Raw genomic sequence first — 23,423 nt, 5'->3', positions numbered from 1 at the left:
ATGAAGAAGATATTATTTGTTGCATCGGAAGCGGTACCGTTTATTAAAACAGGCGGTTTGGCGGATGTGGTCGGCTCTTTACCGAAGTATTTGGATAAGAGATATTTTGATGCCAGAGTTATTTTGCCGAAGTATATGTGTATGAAGGAAGAAATAAGAAACTCTCTGGAATATATAGGTGATTTCTATATTGATTATGCCGGCTCAAGTAAGTATGTCGGAGTGTTAAAGAAGGAAGTTGAAGGAGTAACATTTTATTTTATAGATAATGAAGAGTACTTCGGAGGTCCAAAGCCTTATGGAGACTGGCTTTATGATATTGAAAAGTTTATTTTCTTCTCACAGGCCGCTCTATGTGCACTGCCTTTTGTAGACTTCAGACCGGATCTTATTCACTGTCATGACTGGCAGACCGGATTGGTTCCCGTATATTTGAAGGACAGATTTGCAGGCGGAGATTTCTTTAGAGGAATAAAGTCCGTATTTACAATACATAATCTTAAATTCCAGGGTACTTGGGATGTTAAGACAATACAGTATTTTTCAGGCTTAAGTGATTATTATTTCACACCTGATAAGTTGGAGGCTTTTAAGGATGCCAACCTCTTAAAGGGTGGACTTGTATATGCTGATGCTATAACAACAGTATCAAAGACATATGCAAATGAAATTCAAAATCCTTTCTACGGTGAAGGATTGGACGGGCTTTTAAGAGCCAGACAAAATGATCTGAGAGGTATTGTAAACGGTATTGATTATAATGAGTTTGACCCTGAAACAGACAAGCTTATTTATAAAAATTATAACAGCAAGAACTTCAGAAAAGAAAAAATTAAAAATAAGAGAGCTTTGCAAAAGGAGCTTGGACTGCCTGTAGATGACAATAAGTTTATGCTTGCGGTTATTTCAAGACTTACGGATCAAAAGGGATTTGATTTGGTGGAATATATGATGGATCAAATCTGTGAGGAGAATGTACAGCTTGTGGTACTGGGAACCGGAGATGACAGATATGAAAACATGTTCAGACATTATGCATGGAAGTATCCGGACAGAGTGTCTGCAAATATCTATTACTCCGAGGAGATGTCACATAAGATATATGCAGCTGCGGACGCCTTCCTTATGCCTTCATTGTTTGAACCGTGCGGTCTCAGCCAGCTGATGTCTTTAAGATACGGAACTCTTCCTATAGTTCGTGAGACAGGCGGACTTTGTGATACCGTAGAGAGCTACAATGAATTTGAGTCAAAGGGTACAGGTTTCTCATTTGCAAACTATAATGCACATGAGATGCTTGACAGAATAAATTTTGCAAAGCATATTTATTATGATAAAAAAAGAGAATGGAATAAGATGATTGACAGAGCGATGGCTGTGGACTTCTCATGGAAGCAGTCTGCACTTGAGTATCAGGCTCTGTATGATTGGTTAATAGGATGAAAGAATATTTAAATAATATAGAGTATATGGAATGTGTTAAAGATATACTTAACAGCGAAATTTTTCAAAAACTTGACGGCTTTGTTCAGCATGGATGTACATCCACAATGGAGCACAGTATAGACGTTTCATATACAACATATTTAGTGTGCAAAAAACTTGGTTTAAATTATAAATCTGCTGCAAGAGCGGCGCTTTTACATGATTTTTACCTTTATGACTGGCATAGACCGACAAAGGAAACGGGAGCATTTTTACATGGCTTTACACATCCTTATAAAGCGGCAAAAAATGCCAAAAAGTATTTTAATATAACAAATAAGGAAGCAAGTATGATTAAAACTCATATGTTTCCTTTAACACCGATTCCTCCTCTTTCAAGGGAGGGATGGGTGCTTACAATGGCTGACAAGTCAACTTCTGTAAATGAAATAATTGCAAATATGAAAAATGTTCACAGAGCAGGGGAGGGGACTGTATGAGTATTTTAGATGATATTGTTTCAAATCAGGTGCTCATCAGTGCGGCTCTTGGATGGCTGGTCGCTCAGCTTTTAAAGACAATGATTGATATATGGTATAATAAATCATTTTCACCGGACAGACTCTGGGGAAGCGGCGGAATGCCAAGTTCACATTCGGCTACGGTATGTGCTCTGGCAACCTCAAGTGCATTAAAACACGGGTTTGCAGGCTTTGAGTTTGCCGTTACATTTATTTTTGCTTTGGTTGTTATGTATGATGCAATGGGAGTAAGAAGAGAGACGGGAAAGCAGGCAAAACTTCTTAATATGATTCTGGAAAATAATATTTTTGAAGATAATTTTGAACATTTTGAAGAGAGATTGAAAGAATTCGTAGGACATACTCCGCTTCAGGTATTTATGGGTGCGATTTTAGGTATTGTTATAGCATTTGTAATTGGAGGAATATATTAATGATAAAACTTATTGCCTCGGATGTGGACGGAACTTTGGTAAGTGACGGCGGCGGCAAGCTTGACAAAAGAATAGTTGATATGATAAAGGCTGTTCATGACAAAGGAATTCATTTTGCCGTTGCCTCCGGAAGGCAGTGGGTGAGTATAGAAAATGTCTTTGAAGAAGTAAAGGACAAGATATTTTATATATCAGATAACGGAGCTTATATCGGTGTAAACGGTAGAAGTCTGTTTGTAAATAAAATGGATGATAAGATTTCAAAGGAATTGATTCTTGATTTAAGAAAAAACAAGGATTTGATTGCGGTGGTTGCCGATGAATCATCATACTATATTGAGGAAAACAATGAATTTCTTATAGACTGGATAAGAGGAGGATACAGGGGCAGAATAGAACTTGTAGACGACCTTACCAAGGTGGAAAATATAATAAAAATTTCCGCATATTCGGAGAATTTATACGGTAAGGCCGATGATATTATAGAAAAATATTCGGATAAACTTTTGGTAAATTATGCAGGTGAGATGTGGCTTGACTGTACCGCAAAGGGAGTGAGCAAGGGAAATGCTCTAAAGAAGCTTCAGGAAGCTTTTGATATAAAGGAAAACGAGACAATGGTTTTCGGTGATCAGGCCAATGATGTTGAAATGTTTAAGGTGGCTTACTATTCATTTGCAGTAGAAAATGCGGCTCCTGTAGCAAAGGAAGCGGCAAGATTTATGGCAGACAGCAATGAAAACCTTGGAGTTTTGAAGATATTAAACTATCTGCTTTAGGAGACGGAATTGAAGAGAAAATTTTTAGTCGGATTCATAACGGCTCTTTTTATTTCAGGTTGTGGAATAAAAACGTCCGGCATAAGTGAAAATATAACGATAAATTTATCAGAAAACAAACTTGGATATAATTACAGTCAGATGCTTATTCCCGCATTGTCGGAGAGTCAAATTATGACCGATACATATACAGATGCAATATGGGACAGCTATGTTGACAAGGACACAAAATTTACATTCAGAGATAATTTTTATAATGATTTAAAAAATTATTATAAAGAACTTGTTGTACTTAAAAGAATTGCGGAAAACGAAAATATTACATTATCGGAGCAGGATAAAACAAAAGCATTAAAGCTTTCAAAGATATTTTACGATGAAAATGTAGCAAACAGTGAAAGTTTTCCGGGGCTTACACAGGAAGACTGTGATACGGTTTTCATGGATTATGTCCTGGTGGATAAAACAAAAAAAGAATTGATTGAAAAGAATGTAAAAGAAGTCAGTGAAAGTGAAGCCAGAATAATGGATTTTCATGTGATTGAGGTTTCTGATTTTGAACTTGCAAATACTCTTTTAGACAGATTAAATAATGGAGAGAATTGTGTGAAGCTGGCAACTCAATTCTCTGAAAGCGACAGTATTTCAAGAAGCATAGCGATAAATAACGAAACTGATGATGTAAAGAACACTTTGGGAGTAATGGAAGACGGAAGTGTAAGCCCCATAGTTACAAACAAGGGTAAATATGTGCTTTATAAATGTGTAAAGAGCTATAATGCGGAAGCCACAAAAAAGAATAAGCAAAGAATAAAAGAGGAAAGAGAATCGGCATATCTGTTGAATTTATATAATGAGTTTGTAAAAGAAAATCCTATAGATATAAACGAAAGCGAGTTCGATAAGGTTTGCAAAAATTCAGGGTCTCATCTTTCGGGAAGAGATTTCTTTACACTTTGGTCGGAGGAAGCAAATGCAGGTCTTTGAGATTTTAGAAGTTAAGGAATTTACAAAATTACTCTTTATGACAGATATATTCGATAAATTCACTGTTGTGGAAGCCGAGTTTCATACATTTGTAAAATATGATATCAACTGTAAGCTTAATAAGCCTTATTTTGACGAAGAAGAAAACAGAGATTTTTGTACCTGGGGTGAGATAAGGCCTATTTGCTTTGGAATAATAAAGGGAAAGAGAAGACCTACTTTTTTCAAGCTGATTTTTAAGTTTTCAGAAGAATTTAAAAGAGGTTGGATTAAAAGCAATACAACAAAAGATATAGATGGGGATTTGTATTTGAATATAAGATATTCAAATAAAGAAATGAATTTAATATCTTCATTTTCACCGAAAACTTTTTTACCTGACAGAAAAATTTCAGATGCATTTGATTTATATGTAAAAAATATGTTTATAAGAATAAATATTACAATGGAAGAAACGGGAGAATAAAGTGAAAGATAAGAGCATTCTTGAGATGTATCTGGAGGATATGAAGGAAATAAAACCTCTTGAAGAATCGGAACTTGATACATTAAAAAAAGCACTCTTAAGTGGGGATAACAGTGCAAAAAACAGGATTATCGAAGGTCATATGATGTATGCTACAGAGCTTATACAACCCTTTGTAGGTTGCGGTCAGGAAATAACGGATTTGATAAGTGAGAGTCATCTGGCGCTTACAATGGCTGTGGCTGAGTATAAATCGGGAGATTTAAAAGCTCAGATAAGAACAGCTGTGGAAAAAAGACTCAATGAGATAATTGATGAGGAAACAAAGGTAAAGAATGCTTCAAATATGCTGGCTGAGAGATTGAACGATCTTATGGAAGCATCAAGGATTTTGGCACAGGAGTATGGCAGAGAAGCAAGCGTAGAGGAACTTTCAGACAGACTTATGGTTCCGAAAGATGAAGTGGAAGAACTTTTAAAAATAAGTTTGAACGCAATGGATCCGGAAAATAATATTTAGAATATGGAGAAGCTTATGGAAGAGAGAAAAAATTTGATTGTAGGTCAGTCTGGAGGGCCTACAGCGGCTATTAATGCATCTTTGGCGGGAGTGTATTGCGGAGCAAAGCATTTCGGATTTGAAAAGGTGTATGGAATGAGATTCGGAATCGAGGGATTCTTAAATGAAAAAATAGTAGACCTTGATGAAACACTTAATTCAGAGCTTAATATTGAACTGTTAAAAAGAACACCGAGTTCATATCTGGGTTCTTGCAGATACAAACTGCCAAAGCCCGAAGCAGGCAATGAAGTTTATCAAAAAGCATTTGAACTGCTTGAAAAGTACAGTATTGATGTTTTTATCTATATAGGCGGAAACGATTCTATGGATACAATACTGAAAATGTCGGAGTATGCAAAAATAATAGGAAGTCCGATAAAGTTTGTCGGAGTTCCGAAGACTATTGATAATGATTTACCTGTTACAGATCATACACCGGGATACGGAAGTGCGGCAAAGTATATAGCTACATGTATTTCGGAAGTTGTAAGAGACTCAAATGTATATGATTTAAAGAGTGTGACATTTGTTGAGATAATGGGAAGAAATGCAGGTTGGCTTACAGCAGCTGCAGCCCTGGCTAAGAACAGTTTCAATGACGGAGCGGATTTCATTCTCTTACCTGAAATAGGTTTAAATTTAAAAGAATTTATAAATATACTCGGAAACAGACTCAATGAAAAGAACAATATTGTTGTGGCGGTATCCGAGGGTATAAAAGATCAAAACGGAAATTATATAAGCGAGGATGAGGGAAATGTGGATGCATTCGGACATAAGATGCTTTCAGGAACTGCAGCTTACCTTGCTAAAAAAATAAAAAATGAACTTGGCGTAAAAACAAGAGCCGTGGAAATAAATACATTGCAAAGAGCGGCGGCTCATCTTCAAAGTAAAACCGATATAGATGAGGCTTTCAATATCGGATTTTTGTGTGTAAAGGCCGGAATTGAAGGTGAAACCGGAGTTATGATGTATTTTGACAGGGTAAATGACGCCCCATATTTGTCTATTGTAAGAAAATGTGATATAAATTTAGTTGCAAACATAGAAAAAGAAATCCCTAGAGGCTGGATAAGCGAGGATGGATTTGGAGTAAATGAAAAATTCATTGAATATGCGAAACCGCTTATTACGGGTGAGCTTTCAAATATTGTTTGCGAAGGAATACAAAGTCATATAATTAGTCTTAAGTAGTGGTTTCCGAGGAGGAAAAAAGATGGGCGTTAGAAGGATTTATGTAGAAAAGAAGCCGGATTTTGCTATCAGAGCAAAGGAACTTTCGGGTGAGCTTAGGAGCTATTTGGGCTTGAAAAACCTTGATAATGTCAGGGTTTTGGTCAGATACGATATTGAAAACATATCGGATGAAGACTATAAAAAAAGCCTGGGTACTATATTTTGTGAGCCGCCGCTGGATATCTGCTTTGAGAGTAAGTTTTCACATCTTGAAAGTGATTTTTACTTTACTGTAGAGTATTTGCCGGGACAGTTTGATCAAAGGGCTGACTCCGCCATACAATGTGTGAAGCTGCTGGGAAGTGAAGATGATATAAATATCCGCTCCGCAACAACTTATATTTTCTCAGGGCGGTTTAGTGAAGCCGACAAGGAGAGGATAAGAGATTACTGTATAAATCCTGTAGACTCAAGGATTGCCGATGAGTCTATACCCGAAACTTTAAAAAAAGACTTTGAAATGCCTAAGGATGTAGAGTCTATAGAAGGCTTTATAACTATGGATGAAAAAGCCTTGAAAGATTGTTATGAGAGTCTTTCCTTGGCTATGACATTTGATGACTTTAAATTTATACAAGATTATTTAAAAAATGATGAAAACAGAAATCCCTCTGTCACTGAGATAAGAGTATTGGATACATATTGGTCAGACCACTGTAGACATACCACTTTTTCAACTCAGCTAAAAGACGTAAGCTTTGAGGAGGGATTTTTTGGCGTTCCCGCAAAAGAATCATATGAAAGATATTTAAATGACAGAAAGGTACTTTATAAGGACAAAAAAGATAAAAAAATCTGTCTGATGGATATTGCACTTTTGGCTATGAAGAAGCTTAAGGCCGACAATATTCTTACCGATGTGGAGGAAAGTGATGAGATAAACGCCTGTTCAATCGTTGTACCTATTTTAGTAGACGGTAAAAAGGAGGAGTGGCTTATCAATTTTAAGAATGAAACTCATAACCACCCTACGGAAATAGAGCCTTTCGGTGGGGCGGCAACCTGCCTTGGAGGTGCTATAAGAGATCCTCTCTCAGGGAGAACTTATGTGTATCAGGCCATGAGAATTACAGGTGCCGCAGATCCTACATTGCCTATTGAAAAGACAATGCATGGCAAACTTCCTCAAAGAAAGATAGTGACAGGAGCCGCACACGGATATTCATCATATGGCAATCAGATAGGTCTGGCTACCGGCTATGTAAAAGAAATTTATCATCCTAACTACGTCGCAAAGAGAATGGAAATCGGAGCGGTAATGGGAGCCGCAAAGAGAGCAAATGTTATCAGAAAAACTTCAGACCCCGGTGATATTATAGTACTTCTGGGAGGCAGAACAGGAAGAGACGGCATAGGAGGTGCTACAGGTTCAAGCAAAGTTCACAAGACCGATTCCATAATGACTGCAGGTGCGGAGGTACAAAAGGGTAATGCACCTACCGAAAGAAAGATACAAAGGCTTTTTAAAAGACCTGAGGTGACAATACTTATAAAGAAATGCAACGACTTCGGTGCAGGTGGAGTGTCTGTGGCAATAGGAGAACTTGCAGACGGACTTATTATCGATCTTGATAAAGTGCCTAAAAAATATGCGGGACTTGACGGCACGGAGCTTGCAATCTCGGAATCACAGGAGAGAATGGCTGTGGTACTTGCACCTGAATCGGTAGAAGAATTTTGCAAATATGCAGAGGAAGAAAATCTTGAGACAAGTATTGTAGCAAAGGTTTTGGAAGAAAAAAGGCTGCAAATGACATGGAGAGGCAAAACTATAGTCGATTTATCAAGGGCATTTCTTGATACAAACGGTGCCACCTCCACAACAGATGTTTATGTGAAAGCGCCAAATGAAGCAGAAAATCCTTTTGAATACAACAAAACAGAAAAAAACATAGAAAAAAGATGGCTGAAAACAGTTTCCGACTTGAATGTGGCTTCACAAAAGGGACTTGTGGAGATGTTTGACTCAAGTATAGGAGGAAAAAGTGTACTCATGCCATACGGCGGAAAATATCAGCTTTCAGAGACTCAAAGTATGGTAGCCAAGCTGCCGCTTTTGGATGAAGAAAGTGATGCGGTTACCATTATGAGCTATGGATTTGATCCGTATCTGTCAAGCTGGAGTCCATATCATGGGGCAATGTATGCTATAGTCAGCTCTTTAAGTAAAATTGTAGCCGCAGGCGGAGATTATAAAAAGGTACATTTTACTTTCCAGGAATACTTTAGAAGAATGACTGAGAGCTCGACTTGGGGAGAGCCGCTGTCGGCACTTCTTGGAGCTTATGAAGCACAGATGAAGCTTGGGCTTGCATCCATAGGAGGCAAGGACTCAATGTCGGGTTCATTTAATGATATAAATGTACCTCCTACCTTGGTTTCTTTTGCAGTGGCGGTAGGTGATAATAAAAATATTATATCTACAGAGCTGAAAAAAGCCGGGAATAAGCTCTACTTCGTAAAATTAAAGAGAGATAAATATAATCTTCCCGATTTTGAATATTTAAAGAGAATATACAGTGATATTCAAACAGAGATAACAAATAAAAAAATAGTAAGTGCATTTGTTTTGGAGAGAAACGGAATAGCGGAGGCTGTTTCAAAGATGTGCTTTGGAAATATGTTAGGTGTAAGCCTTAAAGCGGATGAAGAGACTTTATTTGCTCCGGAGTTTGGAGGCTTTTTGCTGGAATCCGAGTCGGAACTTCATTTTGAAGGAGCAATTTATCTTGGAGAGGTAATTAGAGAGCCGAAGATCATAGTAAATGCGGAAGAGATTTCACTTGATAAGATATTAAAAAACTGGAAAAAACCGCTTGAGAGTGTATTCCCGTCAGTGGAAGAGCCTTTAAATAAAGAGGTACTTGAAGATAAAATATATAGGGCTGAGAGCATTTATATTGCAAAAGAAAAAAATGCAAATCCTAAAGTGTTTATTCCGGTTATGCCGGGAACCAACTGCGAGTATGATTCAATAAGAGCATTTAGAAGAGCCGGTGCAAGTGTGGAGGCATTTGTATTTAGAAACAGTTCGCCTTTGGCTATAAAGGAATCTGTAGAGCAATATAAAAATGAAATAAGAAATTCACAGATAATAATGTTCCCGGGAGGATTTTCTGCGGGTGATGAGCCTGACGGTTCCGCAAAGTTTTTTGCAACAGTGTTCAGAAATGAAATTTTGAAAAAAGAGATCGAAGATTTGCTGAGCAGGGACGGTCTGATACTTGGAATATGCAACGGATTCCAGACACTTATAAAGCTTGGACTTTTGCCTGACGGAAATATAAAAGAACAGGAAGAGCTTTCAGCAACTTTGGCTACAAATACTATCGGCAGACATATTTCAAAAATGGCATATCTTAAGACGGTAAGTAATAAATCACCATGGCTTATGAATGCAAAACTCGGAGATGTGTATGCAAATCCGGTTTCACATGGAGAGGGAAGATTTGTAGCTACGAAAGAAAAAATAGATGAGTTGTTTAAAAACGGTCAGGTAGCTACAAGATATGTGGATTTAAACGGAAATCCTACCATGTGCGGTGAGTACAATCCGAACGGTTCTTATGCGGCCATAGAGGGAATTACAAGCTCTGACGGAAGGATTTTCGGTAAGATGGCACACTCAGAGAGAAGAGAAAACGGTGTCGCTATAAATGTTTTTGAAAAACAGGACTTGCAAATCTTTGAATCTGGTGTAAAATATTTCAGATAAATCAGATAAAAAGGTTTGGAGAAGATAATGATAAAAGTAGTAAAATTTGGAGGCAGCTCACTGGCCAGTGCACATCAATTTAAAAAAGTGGGAGATATCATAAAGGCTGATAAATCAAGAAGATTTGTTGTTCCATCCGCACCGGGAAAAAGAAATTCCAAGGATGAGAAGGTAACAGACCTTTTATATGAGACATATGATGCGGCTGTAGAAGGCGGTTCATACAAAAAGAAATTTGAAAAAATAAAAGCAAGATATGAGGAAATTATAGACGGACTTTCACTTGATTTAAATCTTGATCATGAGTTCGCAAAAATAGAAGAACAGTTTTTAATTAAAGCCGGAAGAGAGTACGCCGCTTCAAGAGGTGAGTATTTAAACGGTATTATAATGGCAAAATATCTTGGAGTTGAGTTTATAGATCCTGCAGAGATGATTTTCTTCTTTGAAGACGGTACATTTGATGCGGAGGCTACAAACAAGGAAGTTTCCGAGAGACTTGAGAAAGTTCAAAGAGCGGTAATCCCCGGATTTTACGGTAGTGATCATTCGGGAAAAATCAGAACATTTTCAAGAGGCGGTTCAGATATAACAGGCTCTATAATTGCAAGAGGTATAAAGGCCGATTTGTATGAGAACTGGACAGATGTATCAGGCTTTTTGGTGGCAGACCCAAGAATTATACCAAATCCTGAGACCATAGAGTCGATAACATATAAGGAGCTTAGAGAGCTTGCATATATGGGTGCTTCAGTACTTCATGAGGATGCAATCTTCCCTGTAAGAAAAGAGGGTATTCCTATTAATATCAGAAATACCAACAAGCCGGAAGATAAGGGTACAATGATAGTAGAGAGTACTTGCAAGAGTTCCAAATTTACTATCACAGGTATTGCCGGAAAGAAGGGATTTTGTGCTATAAATGTCGATAAGGCAATGATGAACTCTGAGGTAGGTTTCTGCGCAAGAGTATTGGATGTTTTTGCACAGAACAATATCTCTATAGAGCATATGCCTTCAGGTATTGACACTATGACCGTACTTGTACATCAGTCCGAGTTTGAAGAGCATGAGCAGCAGATAGTTTCAGGTATACACAGAGCCGTAGGACCTGATACTGTAGAGATGGAGTCGGGACTTGCACTTATAGCTGTGGTTGGCAGAGGAATGAAGGCAAACAGAGGTACTGCAGGAAGAATATTTGCGGCACTTGCACATGCCAGAGTCAATGTAAAGATGATAGATCAGGGTTCATCAGAGCTTAATATCATTGTAGGCGTTAAAGAAAATGACTTTGAAACAACTATAAAGGCTATATATGATATGTTTGTAAAATCGGTATCTTAAAATGGCAAAGGTAATAATAATAGGCGGAGGTGCGGCAGGAATGATAGCAGCATACTCCGCTGCTTTAACATCAAAGCAGGTAATACTGCTGGAGAAAAATGAAAAACTCGGTAAAAAGATATTTATTACAGGCAAGGGCAGATGTAATCTTACAAATGCCTCAGACATGAATACGGTGATGGAAAATGTTGTAAGTAATAAAAGATTTTTATTCAGTGCGTTTAAAAACTTCACAAATGAAGATATTATGAATCTTGTAGAGAACAACGGTACAAAGCTTAAGATTGAAAGAGGAAACAGAGTATTTCCTGTCAGCGACCATTCCTCGGATATAATAAAGTCACTTGAAAATGCAATAAGAGATTTGCATGTGGATATAAGACTTAACACCAAGGTGGACGAGCTTATAATAGAAAATGACAGATGTATCGGTGTGGCAATCGAAAAAAATAAAATCATGGCGGATGCCGTAATAGTTGCTACAGGCGGAATATCATATCAGGCTACAGGTTCCGACGGTGACGGCTACAGATTTGCCAAAGAGGCAGGCTTAAGTGTAAGTAAGCTCTATCCTTCTTTAGTACCTTTTAACATTGAGGGCGAGAGAATAAAGGCATTACAGGGGCTTTCTTTAAAGAATATCCATGCTTATATCTACAATGACAAAAAGCTTGTATATGATGAATTCGGTGAAATGCTTTTCACACATTTCGGAGTGAGCGGACCTGTAATAATATCCGCATCTGCAGTTATCGGAAACAAAAATATAAAAGGCTACAGACTAAGCATTGATTTAAAGCCGGCTCTGGATGATGAAAAGCTTGATGAAAGAATTCTACGAGATTTTGCGGAGCAAAAAAATAAAAGTTTGAAGAACTCTTTAAATAAACTCTTTCCTGCAAAGCTGATAGATGAGGTTATTTATCAAAGTAAACTTGATCCCGATAAGAAGGTGAACCTACTTACAAAAGAGGAAAGACACAGTCTTGTTCATGCTACAAAAAATCTGGAATATGTGATAAGCTCTACAAGAGGCTTTAATGAAGCTATAATAACAAAGGGCGGAGTTGAAGTTTCACAAATAAATCCGAAGACTATGGAATCAAAGAAAATAAAGGGCTTGTTCTTTGCAGGTGAGGTGCTTGATTTGGATGCATTTACAGGCGGTTATAATCTACAGATAGCATGGTCAACAGGATATGCGGCAGGAGAAGGAGCAGGAAATGAACAGTATAGCGATTGACGGACCTGCGGGAGCGGGTAAATCGAGTATAGCAAAGGCCTTAAGTAAAAGACTCGGATATATTTATATAGACACAGGTGCAATGTACAGAGCTGTGGCGCTTTTCTTTTTGGAGAATAATGTGGCGGACGGTACGGACAGCAGAATCGAATCTTTGTTGGACAAGCTTGAGATAAGCATAAAGTACGAAGACGGTGCACAGAAAGTTATCCTAAACGGAGAAGATGTCACAGGTAAGTTACGACTTGAAGAGATAGGAAAACTGGCAAGTAAATTCAGTGCAATAGGCAGTGTGAGAGAAAAGCTGGTGGCACTTCAAAGAAAACTTGCACAAAAAGAAAATGTGGTGATGGACGGCAGAGATATAGGTACCGTAGTACTTCCAAATGCCGATTTAAAGATTTATTTAAGTGCAAGTTCAAAAGTCAGAGCTAAAAGAAGATATCTGGAACTTTTAGAAAAGGGACAGACTGATTTGGATATAAATGATATAGAGGATGAGATAATAAAAAGGGATGAAGCCGATATGAACAGAGAGATTTCACCTTTAAAGCAGGCTGATGATGCCTATTATCTGGATTCATCCGATATGACACTTGAAGAGGTGGTATCAAAGATACTGTCGATGGTAAAAGAGGAAAGATGAAAGTCGAATTAGCAAAAAGTGCCGGTTTTTGCTTCGGAGTTGAAAAAGCGGTAAACACCGTATATGAAGAAGCCAAAAAAGGCAATGATATAGTCTATACTCTGGGACCCATAATTCACAATGAGGAAGTTGTGAAGGATATGAAAAAAAGAGGTGTGGAGGCCGTGAAGATAGAAGATTTGGCTTCACTGCCTAAAGGCACTGTAATCATACGCTCACATGGGGTAAGCAGAGAGATATTTAATTTTGTAAAAAGAAGCGGACATAGAGTGGTGGATGCCACCTGTCCTTTTGTTAAAAAAATTCATGCCATAGTTTCCGTACAAAGCGGTAAAGGAAAAACTGTGGTAATAATCGGAAATCCCGAGCATCCCGAAGTGATGGGAATAAGAGGCTGGGGAGATGAAAATACCTATGCGGTTGAAAACATCGAACAATTTATAAATTTAGAATTAAAAAAAGATAAAGAAATAATAATTGTGGCTCAAACGACATTTAATCATAAAAAATTTCAAGAAATCATTGATAAAATATCGCTTTTGGGTTATGATGTAAGATGTTTTAATACGATTTGCAATGCAACACAGGAAAGACAAGCTGAGGCAAAAAATATAGCATCAAATGTGGATGCCATGATAGTTATCGGAGACAAAAAAAGCTCCAATACAGGCAAGCTTGTGGAAATATGTCAGGAAGAATGTAAGAATACAGTTTTTATTCAAACTCTTGAAGACCTAGATTATGATGCTTTACTTTCTGTGGATAGTGTAGGTATTACAGCAGGGGCGTCAACCCCAAAACATATCATTGAGGAGGTTCAAAATATTGTCAGATCTAAGTTTTGAACAAATGTTAGATGAGTCATTCAAGACTCTACACACGGGAGAAGTTGTCAACGGTAAGGTAATTGATGTTAAGGAAGATCAGATCATTCTTAATGTCGGATTTAAGTCAGATGGTATCATCACAAGAAGTGAATATAGTAATGACAACGGTTTAGATTTAAGAACAGTTGTAAATGTCGGTGATGACATGGAAGCAAAAGTCTTAAAGATAAACGACGGAGAAGGTCAGGTTCTCCTCTCATACAAGAGATTGGCTCAAGATAGAGGTAATAAGAAGCTTGAGGATGCTTTCAACAACCATGAGGTTCTTACAGGAAAAGTTGTACAGGTAGTTGAGGGTGGTCTCAGTGTAGTGGTAGAGGATGCAAGAGTATTTATACCTGCATCACTTGTATCAGATACATTTGAAAGAGATTTATCTAAATATAAGGATACAGAGATTGAGTTCGTTATCACAGAGTTCAATCCTAAGAGAAGAAGAATCATCGGTGACAGAAAGCAGCTTCTTGTAGCTAAGAAGGAAGAGCAGAAGAAGGCTTTATTTGAGAAGATAACACCGGGTGATGTAATTGAAGGTACAGTAAAGAATGTTACAGATTTCGGAGCATTTGTTGACCTTGGTGGTGCAGACGGTCTTTTACATATCTCAGAGATGAGCTGGGGTAGAGTAGAGAATCCAAAGAAGGTATTTAAGTCAGGTGATACCGTTACAGCCTTCATTAAGGATATCTCAGGTGAGAAGATCGCACTTTCAATGAAGTTCCCTGATCAGAATCCATGGCTTGACGCTGAAGAGAAGTTCGCACGTGGTAATGTTGTTAAGGGTAAAGTTGCAAGAATGACAGATTTCGGAGCATTCGTTGAGATTTCAAACGGTGTTGATGCATTGTTGCATGTATCTCAGATTTCACATGACCATGTTGAAAAACCTTCAGATGTACTTAAGGTAGGAGATGAGGTTGAGGCTGTTATCGTTGAGTTCAATGAGGCAGACAAGAAGATCTCATTAAGTATCAAGGCTTTGACACAGGCAAATGAAGAGCTTGAGAAAGAGAACGCAAGAACTTCAGAGTCTGTTGAAGAATAATAAATACTTTAGTTTATACAAGGTCGTAGGTGTTTTCATCTGCGACCTTTTTAACGGAAAAATAAGGAGATGTATGAAGAGAAATTATAAAAATGTAGTATTTTGGTGCATTGTGGTTGCACTTTTATACCTTAGCTATGAGTGGCTAAGTGATGTTATATTCAGAGGATTTAATTATCTGGATGTAAAATATATGATAGTACCTGATGCGCTTTTACCGAGCATAAATGCTTTTGTAGATACATTGATATCGGTGGTACTTATTGTTATCTATCTGATATTGGCTATATTTATAGTTAAGAAGCATGAAAAAGGAATCAAGCTCGGATTTGTAAAAGGGTTTATTTTCTGTATCGTAATGGGATTTGCATTCTATGGTATAGCAGGCCTTTGGTTTGAAATAGTTGACAGATTTTTGGTATCAATACCTTTTATAGCAAAGAATGTGGAGTATTTTTCAGGAGTATATGATGATTTGGAGTCGGGAGCATATATCTGGTCATTGCTTTCAATATCAATTATAGGACCTATAGTTGAAGAGATACTTTTCAGATTGCTTATTTTCAACTCACTTGAGAGAATAACAAAGAGTCCGTGGTTTGCAATAATTGTATCCGGAGTATTATTCGGTATCTGGCATATGATCTTTGTTCAGAGCGTATATACGGCGATAATGGGCTGTATTATGGGGCTTATTTACTACAAGACGAGAAATATTTTTTACACAATTTTTATACATATGGTAAACAATACAATCGGAAATCTGCCTCCGGCTCTTAATACCGATTTGGTAAATACGGCTATAAATCGTATATCATATGCAATGGTTATTCCGGCTGTTATTTTGCTTGTTATTTTCTGCTTAAAGAAACCTGAAAGCAGGGAAACCGAAACCGAAACATATACATACGGATTATAAAAGATATGAATATAACTGTTTTTTCATTTACAAAAAATGGTAAAGATATAAATATCAGATTGATGGATATATTGAAGAATAACAATGTTTCATCATATACAATGTCAAAGTATATTTCAGACAGTAGAATGAAAGCCTTTACGGACTTGAAAGAAACCGTAAAGAGGCATTTCAGTGATGATGCAATTATTTTTGTCGGAGCTACAGGGATTGCGATAAGAAGCATTGCACCATATGTAAAAGATAAATTTAGCGATCCTGCGGTGCTGGTTATAGATGAGCTTGGAAGATATGTGATATCTCTGCTCTCAGGACATGTGGGTGGTGCCAATGAGTTGGCGGAATATATAGGAGGGGCACTTGGTGCCACTCCTATTATTACTACAGCCACCGATATAAACGACACATTTGCGGTGGATGTATTTGCAAAAAAGCATAATTTAATAATCTCATCCAGAAAACTTGCAAAGGATGTGAGTGCCGCATTGCTTGATAAAAAGTCGGTGGATATTGACAGTGATATTGATAGCATAAATGTGGAAGATATCAAAAAGAAATTGAATCCTTTAAATGCGGACTGTGAGTTAAAGGTAAGGATTACCGACAGAACTTATGATGACAATGTACTGACTCTTATACCCAAGGATATATATCTTGGTGTAGGATGTAAAAAAAATACGGATACACAAAAAATGTGGGATTTTGTAAATGAAGTAATGAAAGAAGAAGGAATTGATATAAGAGCAGTGAAGGCGGTAGGCAGCATTGATATAAAGAAAGATGAAAATGCAATCAAAGAACTTAGCAAAAGACTCTCGGTTCCTTTTAATACTTTTTCAAAGGATGAACTAAACGAGGTTGAAGGAGAGTTTAACGAGTCCGATTTTGTAAAACAGACTGTAGGTGTAGGGAATGTATGTGAAAGATCGGTTCTTATACAGTGTAATAATCTGATACTGGGAAAAACGGCAAAAGGCGGCATGACTCTTGCTATAGGACGGGAATGATATGGTATATCTTATAGTTGATAAAGAAAATGAAAATGATTTTGAAAAAATAAATTCTTATAAAGTTTATTTGCAGAATCTGTATCATGATGATGTGGAGTGTATCATAGAAGACAACAGGGTAATTACACCTCTCGGCAAAGAGGGGGAAGCTTTGGAAGAAAAGGGAAGAATTGTCAGAAAGAAACTCTCAGGTGCAAATGCGGTATATCTTTGGCGTGATAATGAGTTTACGGCATTAAAGATTTGACGGACAAATTATTAGACTATAAATACAGGTTATACCAAATATAATAAAAATATTTTCTATATTAATAATTTCATATTGCGAATATTTTTCTATTCATATATGATACAATGGTATCAAAGTAAAACTTACTTTCGAGGTGTGTTATGGTTACAGTTGCATTAGATGCAATGGGTGGAGATTATTCACCCGAAGAAATAATAAAAGGGGCGTTTGATGCCTTAAAGAAAGATAAAGACATTAATGTTATTTTAGTCGGTAAGAAGGAGGTTTTAGAGGGGAAGATAACCGAAGAGTATAAGGACAGATGCAGTGCGGTTTACGCATCTGAGGTAATAACAAATGAGGAAGCACCTGTAGCGGCTATCAGAGCAAAGAAAGATTCATCAATAGTAGTGGGAATGAACCTTGTAAAGGAAGGTAAGGCGGACGGATTTGTAAGCGCCGGAAGCACAGGAGCCGTTCTTGTAGGCGGACAGCTTATAGTAGGCAGGATTAAGGGAATACTCAGACCTGCATTGGCGCCGCTTATTCCTACGGAAAAAGGAGTGTCTTTGCTTATAGACTGCGGTGCAAATGTGGATGCAAGGGCTGAACATCTGGTTCAGTTTGCCAGAATAGGTTCCTTGTATATGGAAAAAGTAATAGGTATAAAAAATCCGAGAGTCGGCATTGTAAATATAGGTGCCGAGGAAGAAAAAGGAAATGCTCTTGTAAAAGAGACCATGCCGCTTTTGAAAGAATGTGACGATATAAACTTCATCGGCAGCGTAGAGTCAAGAGAGATACCCAAGGGCGGTGCCGATATTATAGTTTGTGAGGCATTTGTAGGTAATGTTATACTTAAGCTTTATGAAGGCCTGGGTTCTACACTGCTTGGTAAGATAAAAGATGCTTTGATGAAAAATGTCTTTACAAAGATAGGTGCAATGATGATAAAATCATCATTAAAAGAGACATTAAAGTCTTTTGACGCAAGTGAATACGGCGGAGCGCCTTTACTTGGTTTGAACGGCCTTGTGGTAAAAGCACATGGTAATTCAAAGGCAAATGAAATTTGTAATTCAATTTTACAATGCAAGAGCTTTAAAGAAGAAGCTTTGAGTGATATTATAAGAGAAAAAATGACAAAGAATTAGAATGGAGAAAAAAATGGAGTTTGAGAAATTAAAGAAAATTATCGCTGAGGTTTTAAATATTGATGAGAGTACAATTGAGCTTAATTCAGCTTTTGTAGACGATTTGGGAGCCGATTCACTTGACCTGTTTGAGATCATTACAGGAATTGAAGAAGAATTTGAGCTTGAGATACCTCAGGAAGTTGCAGAGAATATTCATACTGTAAATGATGCGGTAGAAGAAATAAAGAAGGCAACCGGTAATTGACTCCTGGATGAAAGATAATGAGGCTATTGTTAATTTGCCTATCGATTTGTATAAATGTATAATCTTTTAATTTTACAATCCTTGTAGCGTTTAACACTTTCGCAAAGCGAGACAGGATTCAGCAGTCGAGGACCTGTTTGAGTGCAGTTCGCTGCTCTTCAAGCGAACAAACGAGTTCCGCAGACTGCGTAAAATCCTGCGAAGCTTTAAGAAAGTCTTGCGGTTAGGATTGTAAAATAAAAGCCATTATATTACAGAACGGTAGCTCCAAGTTAAATAGCCTCTTTTGTAAAATTAGAGATAGTAGAGGGTTTGTATGAATAATAATTTAAATGAATTACAGGAATTATTAGGATATGAGTATAAGAATAAAGAGCTTTTGAGCCAGGCACTTACTCACAGTTCATATGCAAATGAGCATCAGCTCGGTAAAAACGGGTCAAATGAAAGACTTGAGTTTTTAGGGGATGCTGTTTTGGAACTTGTAAGCAGTGAATTTTTCTATGGAGTCTACCCGGATAAGCCGGAGGGTGAGCTTACAAAAATAAGAGCCGGTTTTGTCTGTGAAGCGGCTTTGGCGGACTGTGCCAAAAATATAAAACTCAGTAAGTTTTTAAAGCTTGGAAAAGGCGAGGAACATACAGGCGGAAGGATGAGGCCGAGCATTATAAGTGATGCATTTGAGGCACTCATTGGCAGCATCTATTTAGATGGTGGTTTTGCTAATGCAAAAGAGGTGATTTTAAAATTCATTCTGAATGAATACGAAAATAAAGTCTTCTTTTATGATAGCAAGACTATATTACAGGAAGTGATTCAATCACAGGACTCAAAATCTGTAGAGTATACCCCGATATCTGAAGAGGGGCCCGATCATTTGAAAAAATTCGTAGTTGCGGTAAAAATTGACGGTAAAACAATAGGAATGGGAGAAGGTGTAAGCAAAAAGTCGGCGGAGCAGGCGGCAGCCTATGAAGCACTAAAAAAATTGGGGAAAATTGAAGGATGTATTTAAAACGTATTGAAATTCAAGGATTCAAATCCTTTGCAAATAAAATTGTATTTGATTTTCACAATGGAATAACCGGTATTGTAGGCCCGAACGGCTCAGGAAAAAGTAATGTTTCGGATGCGGTAAGATGGGTACTTGGTGAACAGAGTGCAAAGCAGCTCAGAGGCGGAAATATGCAGGACGTCATATTTGCAGGTACCGAGCTTAGAAAACCGCTTGGATTTGCCTATGTTGCAATTACTTTGGACAACTCCGATCATAAGCTTGATATCGACTTTGAAGAAGTTACGGTTTCAAGAAGGCTTTTCAGATCCGGAGAAAGCGAGTATATGATAAACGGTTCAGCCTGCAGGTTAAAGGATATCAGTGAGCTTTTCTTTGATACAGGTATAGGTAAGGACGGATATTCCATTATAGGACAGGGACAGGTCGATAAGATACTCAACGGAAAGCCTGAAGAAAGAAGAGAACTTTTTGACGAGGCGGCAGGTATCACAAAGTTTAAAAGAAGAAAAGGTCTGGCTCTAAAAAAACTGGAGTCTGAGAGAGAAAGCCTTGTGAGAGTAAACGACATTCTTACAGAGCTTGAAAAACAGGTAGGTCCTCTTGAAAGACAGGCAAAGGTTGCCAAAGAGTTTTTAGCATTGCGTGAAGAACTGAAAACCTTTGACGTAAACAGCTACATAATGGAGTATGACAGCATAACTCAGAATCTGAATGAATATAAGAAGAGAGAAAAACTTCTTTCAGATGATTTAAACGATGCCAAAGCTTCACTTGAAAGATCGAAGCAGGACTATGAAAATATCACTGCAGATTTAAAAAAGATAGATGAAGAGCTGGATGAATTAAGAAATACAAGAAGCGCTACAAGTATTACATTGCAGGAAATTACTTCACATATTGAAATCTTAAAGGAGCAGATAAATTCCGAAAACAGGAATAATGAAAATCTTGCATCAAGAGGCGAAAATATAGACAGTGATATAGAAAAAAAGCAAAAAGAGCTTGACAAACTTGAAGAGGAAAAGAACTCTTTACAAAGGCTTTTAAATGAAGCACGCGAAAAAGAAAACGGTGTTTTTGAAGAACTTGAAAATATTGATAAGAATATCAATGAACTCACAAAAAGACTTGAAGATTTAAAAAATGCTTCAGAAGAGTTCAACTCAAAGAATGCCGACCTTAGAGCAAAGAAGGAAAGATATAAAGGTATCCTTGAGCAGGTTAGACTTAGAAAATCTCAAATGACACAGAGACTTTTGGAGAGTAAAACAGGCCAAAATACTTTAGAGATAAAGATTGAAGAAGAGGATAAAAATCTTTCAGAGATAAACGCTTCTATAGATACAGTCAATGCGGCAAAAAAAGAGCTTGAAAATAAAAATGAAGCAATTCATACGGAGATAACAAGATTTGCAAAGGTTGCATCAGACTTGCAGATTAAATACCAAAGAGAATCTGCAAGACTTACTTCGATGAAAAATATCGCCGAAAGATATGACGGCTATGGAAATTCCATAAAAAAGATTATGGAGACCAGAGACAGAATCGGCGGCATTCATGGAGTTGTTGCCGATATTATCAAGGCGTCACAAAAGTATGAAATTGCCATAGAAACGGCTCTTGGAGGAAGAATTCAGAATATAGTTACAGATTCGGAGAACACTGCAAAGATTCTTATTGACTATATTAAGAAAAATAAATACGGAAGAGCCACATTCCTGCCGCTGTCCTCAGTGAGAAATTCAACGTTTTCAAATAAAGAATTTTTAAAAGAAAAAGGTGTTATAGGAATAGCATCGGAGCTTGTGGAGTTTGACAGTGCCTATGTAAACCTTGTAGGAAGCCTGCTTGGAAAGATTGTTGTTATCGACAACATTGATAATGCGATTGCGTTTGAAAAGAAATTCAGATATGAGTACAGAGTTGTTACACTTGACGGTGAGTCTTTAAGCCCGGGAGGTTCTATAAGCGGTGGTGCTTTTAAAGGTGCAGGAAATCTGCTTGGTAGAAAGCGTGAAATAGACGAACTTGAAGCCGAGATATCGGAGCTTTTGAAAAATTATACGGAAGCAAATGATAAGGTGGAAGCTTTCAAGGCAGAGAGAAATTCTATAAATGCAAAACTTGAAGAAAACAGAGTGCAGAGCCAGGAACTTATTATTGAAAAAAATAATATAGAGCATAGAAGAAACAGTCTTATAGAAAAGCTTGATGAATTAAAGGCTTCATCTGTTTCTGTTCAGACAGATTTTGAAAATATCGATAATGAACTTACGGAAATAGAAAATGAGACTAAGAGACTTGATAATACACTTCTTAATGTAGGCGAGGACTTTGGAAAAGTCGGAAAAGATATTGAAAATATCGAAAAAGAAATTCAAAGTTACAGAAGCAAAAGAGAAACTGTGGTTGAAAGACTTAATTCTTCAAAGCTTGAATATGCAAATATATCGCAGAGACTTGAATTCAGTGATGAAAATGTAAACAGAACAAAAGCGGATATGGATGCTCTTATAGCTGAGAAATCGGGACTTAAGGGTAAAGCTGAAGATATCATAAGAAATATAACCGAGAAACATCAAAGAATTGAAGAAGAGCAAAGGGCAAGAGAGGAACTTGCTCAAAAAATAGAGGAGCTTAAGAAAAAAGAAGAAGAGCTTAGTGAAATAAAGGAAACAAAAAGTAAGTCACAGAATAAGATATTTGAAAACAGAGATATTTACAGTGACAGAGTTTCACTTCTTGACAGAGATATCTATAGACTGCGAGGTCAGATAGAGAAATCCGAAGAAAGAATTTCTGAGCGAACAAATTATATGTGGAATGAATATGAACTCACATATAATTCTTCTCTGGAGCTGAAGACCGATACAGGTATGAGTTTAAATGATATCAGAGCAAAGATACAGGAACTCAGATCAAAAATCAAAGCTCTAGGCAATGTAAATGTAAATGCCATTTCAGATTACAATGAAGTTTCGGGAAGATATGAGCTTATGAAAAAGCAGCATTCGGATATCTTGGAAGCTGAAGAAACTTTGATAAAGATTATTGAAGAGCTTGATATTGCTATGAAAAAGCAGTTCGCTGAAAAGTTTGAAGAAATAGCCAAAGAATTTGATGAAGTATTTAAGGAGCTCTTTGGTGGCGGTAGCGGTAAGTTGGTACTTGAAGAGCAGGATGATATGCTTGAAGCGGGTATTGCAATTATTTCACAGCCGCCGGGAAAGAAACTTCAAAATATGATGCAGCTTTCAGGAGGCGAGAAGGCGCTCACAGCTATTGCACTTCTTTTTGCAATACAAAACCTTAAGCCTTCACCATTTGCACTTCTTGATGAGATAGAGGCCGCTTTGGATGATTCAAATGTAGACAGATTTGCAAAGTATTTGCATAAGCTGACAGATCATACACAATTCATAGTAATTACACATAGACGTGGTACTATGGTATCTTCAGACAGACTTTACGGAATTACTATGCAGGAAAAAGGAGTTTCAACTCTTGTTTCCGTAAATCTTATAGAGAATGAACTTGATAATTAGGAGTT

At 37.3% G+C, this 23,423-nt stretch carries 21 protein-coding genes; all 21 read left to right on the top strand.

Annotation, left to right across the window (positions count from 1 at the left end; all coding sequences use genetic code 11):
• A complete protein-coding gene (glgA, locus tag HMPREF1135_RS05480; protein ID WP_007592898.1) occupies positions 1-1,443 on the top strand; it encodes a glycogen synthase GlgA in 1,443 nt (480 codons plus the stop codon).
• On the top strand, positions 1,440-1,925 hold the full coding sequence (locus HMPREF1135_RS05475; protein WP_007592896.1) for an HD domain-containing protein: 486 nt from the start codon (positions 1,440-1,442) through the stop codon (positions 1,923-1,925). Before glgA ends, HMPREF1135_RS05475 begins: the two co-directional genes overlap by 4 nt.
• On the top strand, positions 1,922-2,380 hold the full coding sequence (locus HMPREF1135_RS05470) for a divergent PAP2 family protein (RefSeq protein ID WP_007592894.1): 459 nt from the start codon (positions 1,922-1,924) through the stop codon (positions 2,378-2,380). Before HMPREF1135_RS05475 ends, HMPREF1135_RS05470 begins: the two co-directional genes overlap by 4 nt.
• Positions 2,380-3,159, top strand: a complete 780-nt coding sequence (locus HMPREF1135_RS05465) for an HAD family hydrolase (protein WP_007592892.1) — start codon at positions 2,380-2,382, stop codon at positions 3,157-3,159. Before HMPREF1135_RS05470 ends, HMPREF1135_RS05465 begins: the two co-directional genes overlap by 1 nt.
• Positions 3,160-3,168: 9 nt before the next feature.
• Complete coding sequence (locus HMPREF1135_RS05460) at positions 3,169-4,146, top strand: hypothetical protein (RefSeq protein ID WP_007592891.1); 978 nt, start codon at positions 3,169-3,171, stop codon at positions 4,144-4,146.
• Positions 4,133-4,612: a DUF5721 family protein gene (locus tag HMPREF1135_RS05455; RefSeq protein ID WP_007592889.1), complete on the top strand. Its 480-nt coding sequence runs from the start codon at positions 4,133-4,135 to the stop codon at positions 4,610-4,612. Before HMPREF1135_RS05460 ends, HMPREF1135_RS05455 begins: the two co-directional genes overlap by 14 nt.
• Before the next feature lies 1 nt (position 4,613).
• Positions 4,614-5,132 carry a sigma-70 domain-containing protein gene (locus HMPREF1135_RS05450; RefSeq protein ID WP_007592887.1) on the top strand — a complete coding sequence of 173 codons (519 nt, stop codon included), beginning with the start codon at positions 4,614-4,616 and terminating at the stop codon, positions 5,130-5,132.
• A 15-nt stretch (positions 5,133-5,147) separates the two neighbouring features.
• A complete protein-coding gene (locus HMPREF1135_RS05445) occupies positions 5,148-6,371 on the top strand; it encodes a 6-phosphofructokinase (protein ID WP_007592885.1) in 1,224 nt (407 codons plus the stop codon).
• A gap of 22 nt (positions 6,372-6,393) precedes the next feature.
• Positions 6,394-10,128 (top strand): phosphoribosylformylglycinamidine synthase, encoded by a 3,735-nt coding sequence (locus tag HMPREF1135_RS05440; RefSeq protein ID WP_007592883.1) that lies wholly within the window; start codon positions 6,394-6,396, stop codon positions 10,126-10,128.
• A 27-nt stretch (positions 10,129-10,155) separates the two neighbouring features.
• Complete coding sequence (locus tag HMPREF1135_RS05435; RefSeq protein WP_007592881.1) at positions 10,156-11,475, top strand: aspartate kinase; 1,320 nt, start codon at positions 10,156-10,158, stop codon at positions 11,473-11,475.
• Position 11,476: 1 nt separating this feature from the next.
• Positions 11,477-12,718, top strand: a complete 1,242-nt coding sequence (locus tag HMPREF1135_RS05430) for an NAD(P)/FAD-dependent oxidoreductase (protein WP_007592875.1) — start codon at positions 11,477-11,479, stop codon at positions 12,716-12,718.
• Positions 12,699-13,364 (top strand): (d)CMP kinase, encoded by a 666-nt coding sequence (gene cmk, locus HMPREF1135_RS05425; RefSeq protein WP_007592867.1) that lies wholly within the window; start codon positions 12,699-12,701, stop codon positions 13,362-13,364. The genes HMPREF1135_RS05430 and cmk overlap by 20 nt, the downstream gene beginning before the upstream one ends.
• Positions 13,361-14,209: a 4-hydroxy-3-methylbut-2-enyl diphosphate reductase gene (ispH, locus tag HMPREF1135_RS05420; RefSeq protein ID WP_007592866.1), complete on the top strand. Its 849-nt coding sequence runs from the start codon at positions 13,361-13,363 to the stop codon at positions 14,207-14,209. The genes cmk and ispH overlap by 4 nt, the downstream gene beginning before the upstream one ends.
• The gene (gene rpsA / locus HMPREF1135_RS05415; RefSeq protein ID WP_007592865.1) at positions 14,190-15,296 is read left to right on the top strand and encodes a 30S ribosomal protein S1; all 1,107 of its coding nucleotides are present in this window, start codon (positions 14,190-14,192) and stop codon (positions 15,294-15,296) included. Before ispH ends, rpsA begins: the two co-directional genes overlap by 20 nt.
• 73 nt (positions 15,297-15,369) lie before the next feature.
• On the top strand, positions 15,370-16,215 hold the full coding sequence (locus HMPREF1135_RS05410; RefSeq protein ID WP_007592864.1) for a CPBP family intramembrane glutamic endopeptidase: 846 nt from the start codon (positions 15,370-15,372) through the stop codon (positions 16,213-16,215).
• 5 nt (positions 16,216-16,220) lie between these two features.
• Positions 16,221-17,222, top strand: a complete 1,002-nt coding sequence (gene cbiG, locus HMPREF1135_RS05405) for a cobalt-precorrin 5A hydrolase (RefSeq protein WP_007592863.1) — start codon at positions 16,221-16,223, stop codon at positions 17,220-17,222.
• 1 nt (position 17,223) lies between these two features.
• Positions 17,224-17,472: a hypothetical protein gene (locus HMPREF1135_RS05400; RefSeq protein WP_007592862.1), complete on the top strand. Its 249-nt coding sequence runs from the start codon at positions 17,224-17,226 to the stop codon at positions 17,470-17,472.
• A gap of 143 nt (positions 17,473-17,615) precedes the next feature.
• The gene (gene plsX, locus HMPREF1135_RS05395) at positions 17,616-18,608 is read left to right on the top strand and encodes a phosphate acyltransferase PlsX (RefSeq protein ID WP_007592860.1); all 993 of its coding nucleotides are present in this window, start codon (positions 17,616-17,618) and stop codon (positions 18,606-18,608) included.
• A gap of 13 nt (positions 18,609-18,621) precedes the next feature.
• Complete coding sequence (acpP, locus tag HMPREF1135_RS05390; RefSeq protein WP_007592858.1) at positions 18,622-18,855, top strand: acyl carrier protein; 234 nt, start codon at positions 18,622-18,624, stop codon at positions 18,853-18,855.
• Between the two features lie 316 nt (positions 18,856-19,171).
• Positions 19,172-19,870: a ribonuclease III gene (gene rnc / locus HMPREF1135_RS05385; RefSeq protein WP_007592856.1), complete on the top strand. Its 699-nt coding sequence runs from the start codon at positions 19,172-19,174 to the stop codon at positions 19,868-19,870.
• Complete coding sequence (gene smc / locus HMPREF1135_RS05380) at positions 19,861-23,418, top strand: chromosome segregation protein SMC (RefSeq protein ID WP_007592854.1); 3,558 nt, start codon at positions 19,861-19,863, stop codon at positions 23,416-23,418. The genes rnc and smc overlap by 10 nt, the downstream gene beginning before the upstream one ends.
• Positions 23,419-23,423 lie beyond the last annotated feature (5 nt).

This window comes from Lachnoanaerobaculum sp. OBRC5-5, from assembly GCF_000296385.1.
In the GTDB taxonomy this organism is placed as follows: Bacteria; Bacillota; Clostridia; order Lachnospirales; family Lachnospiraceae; genus Lachnoanaerobaculum.
This window is presented reverse-complemented; position numbering and strand designations above follow the sequence as displayed.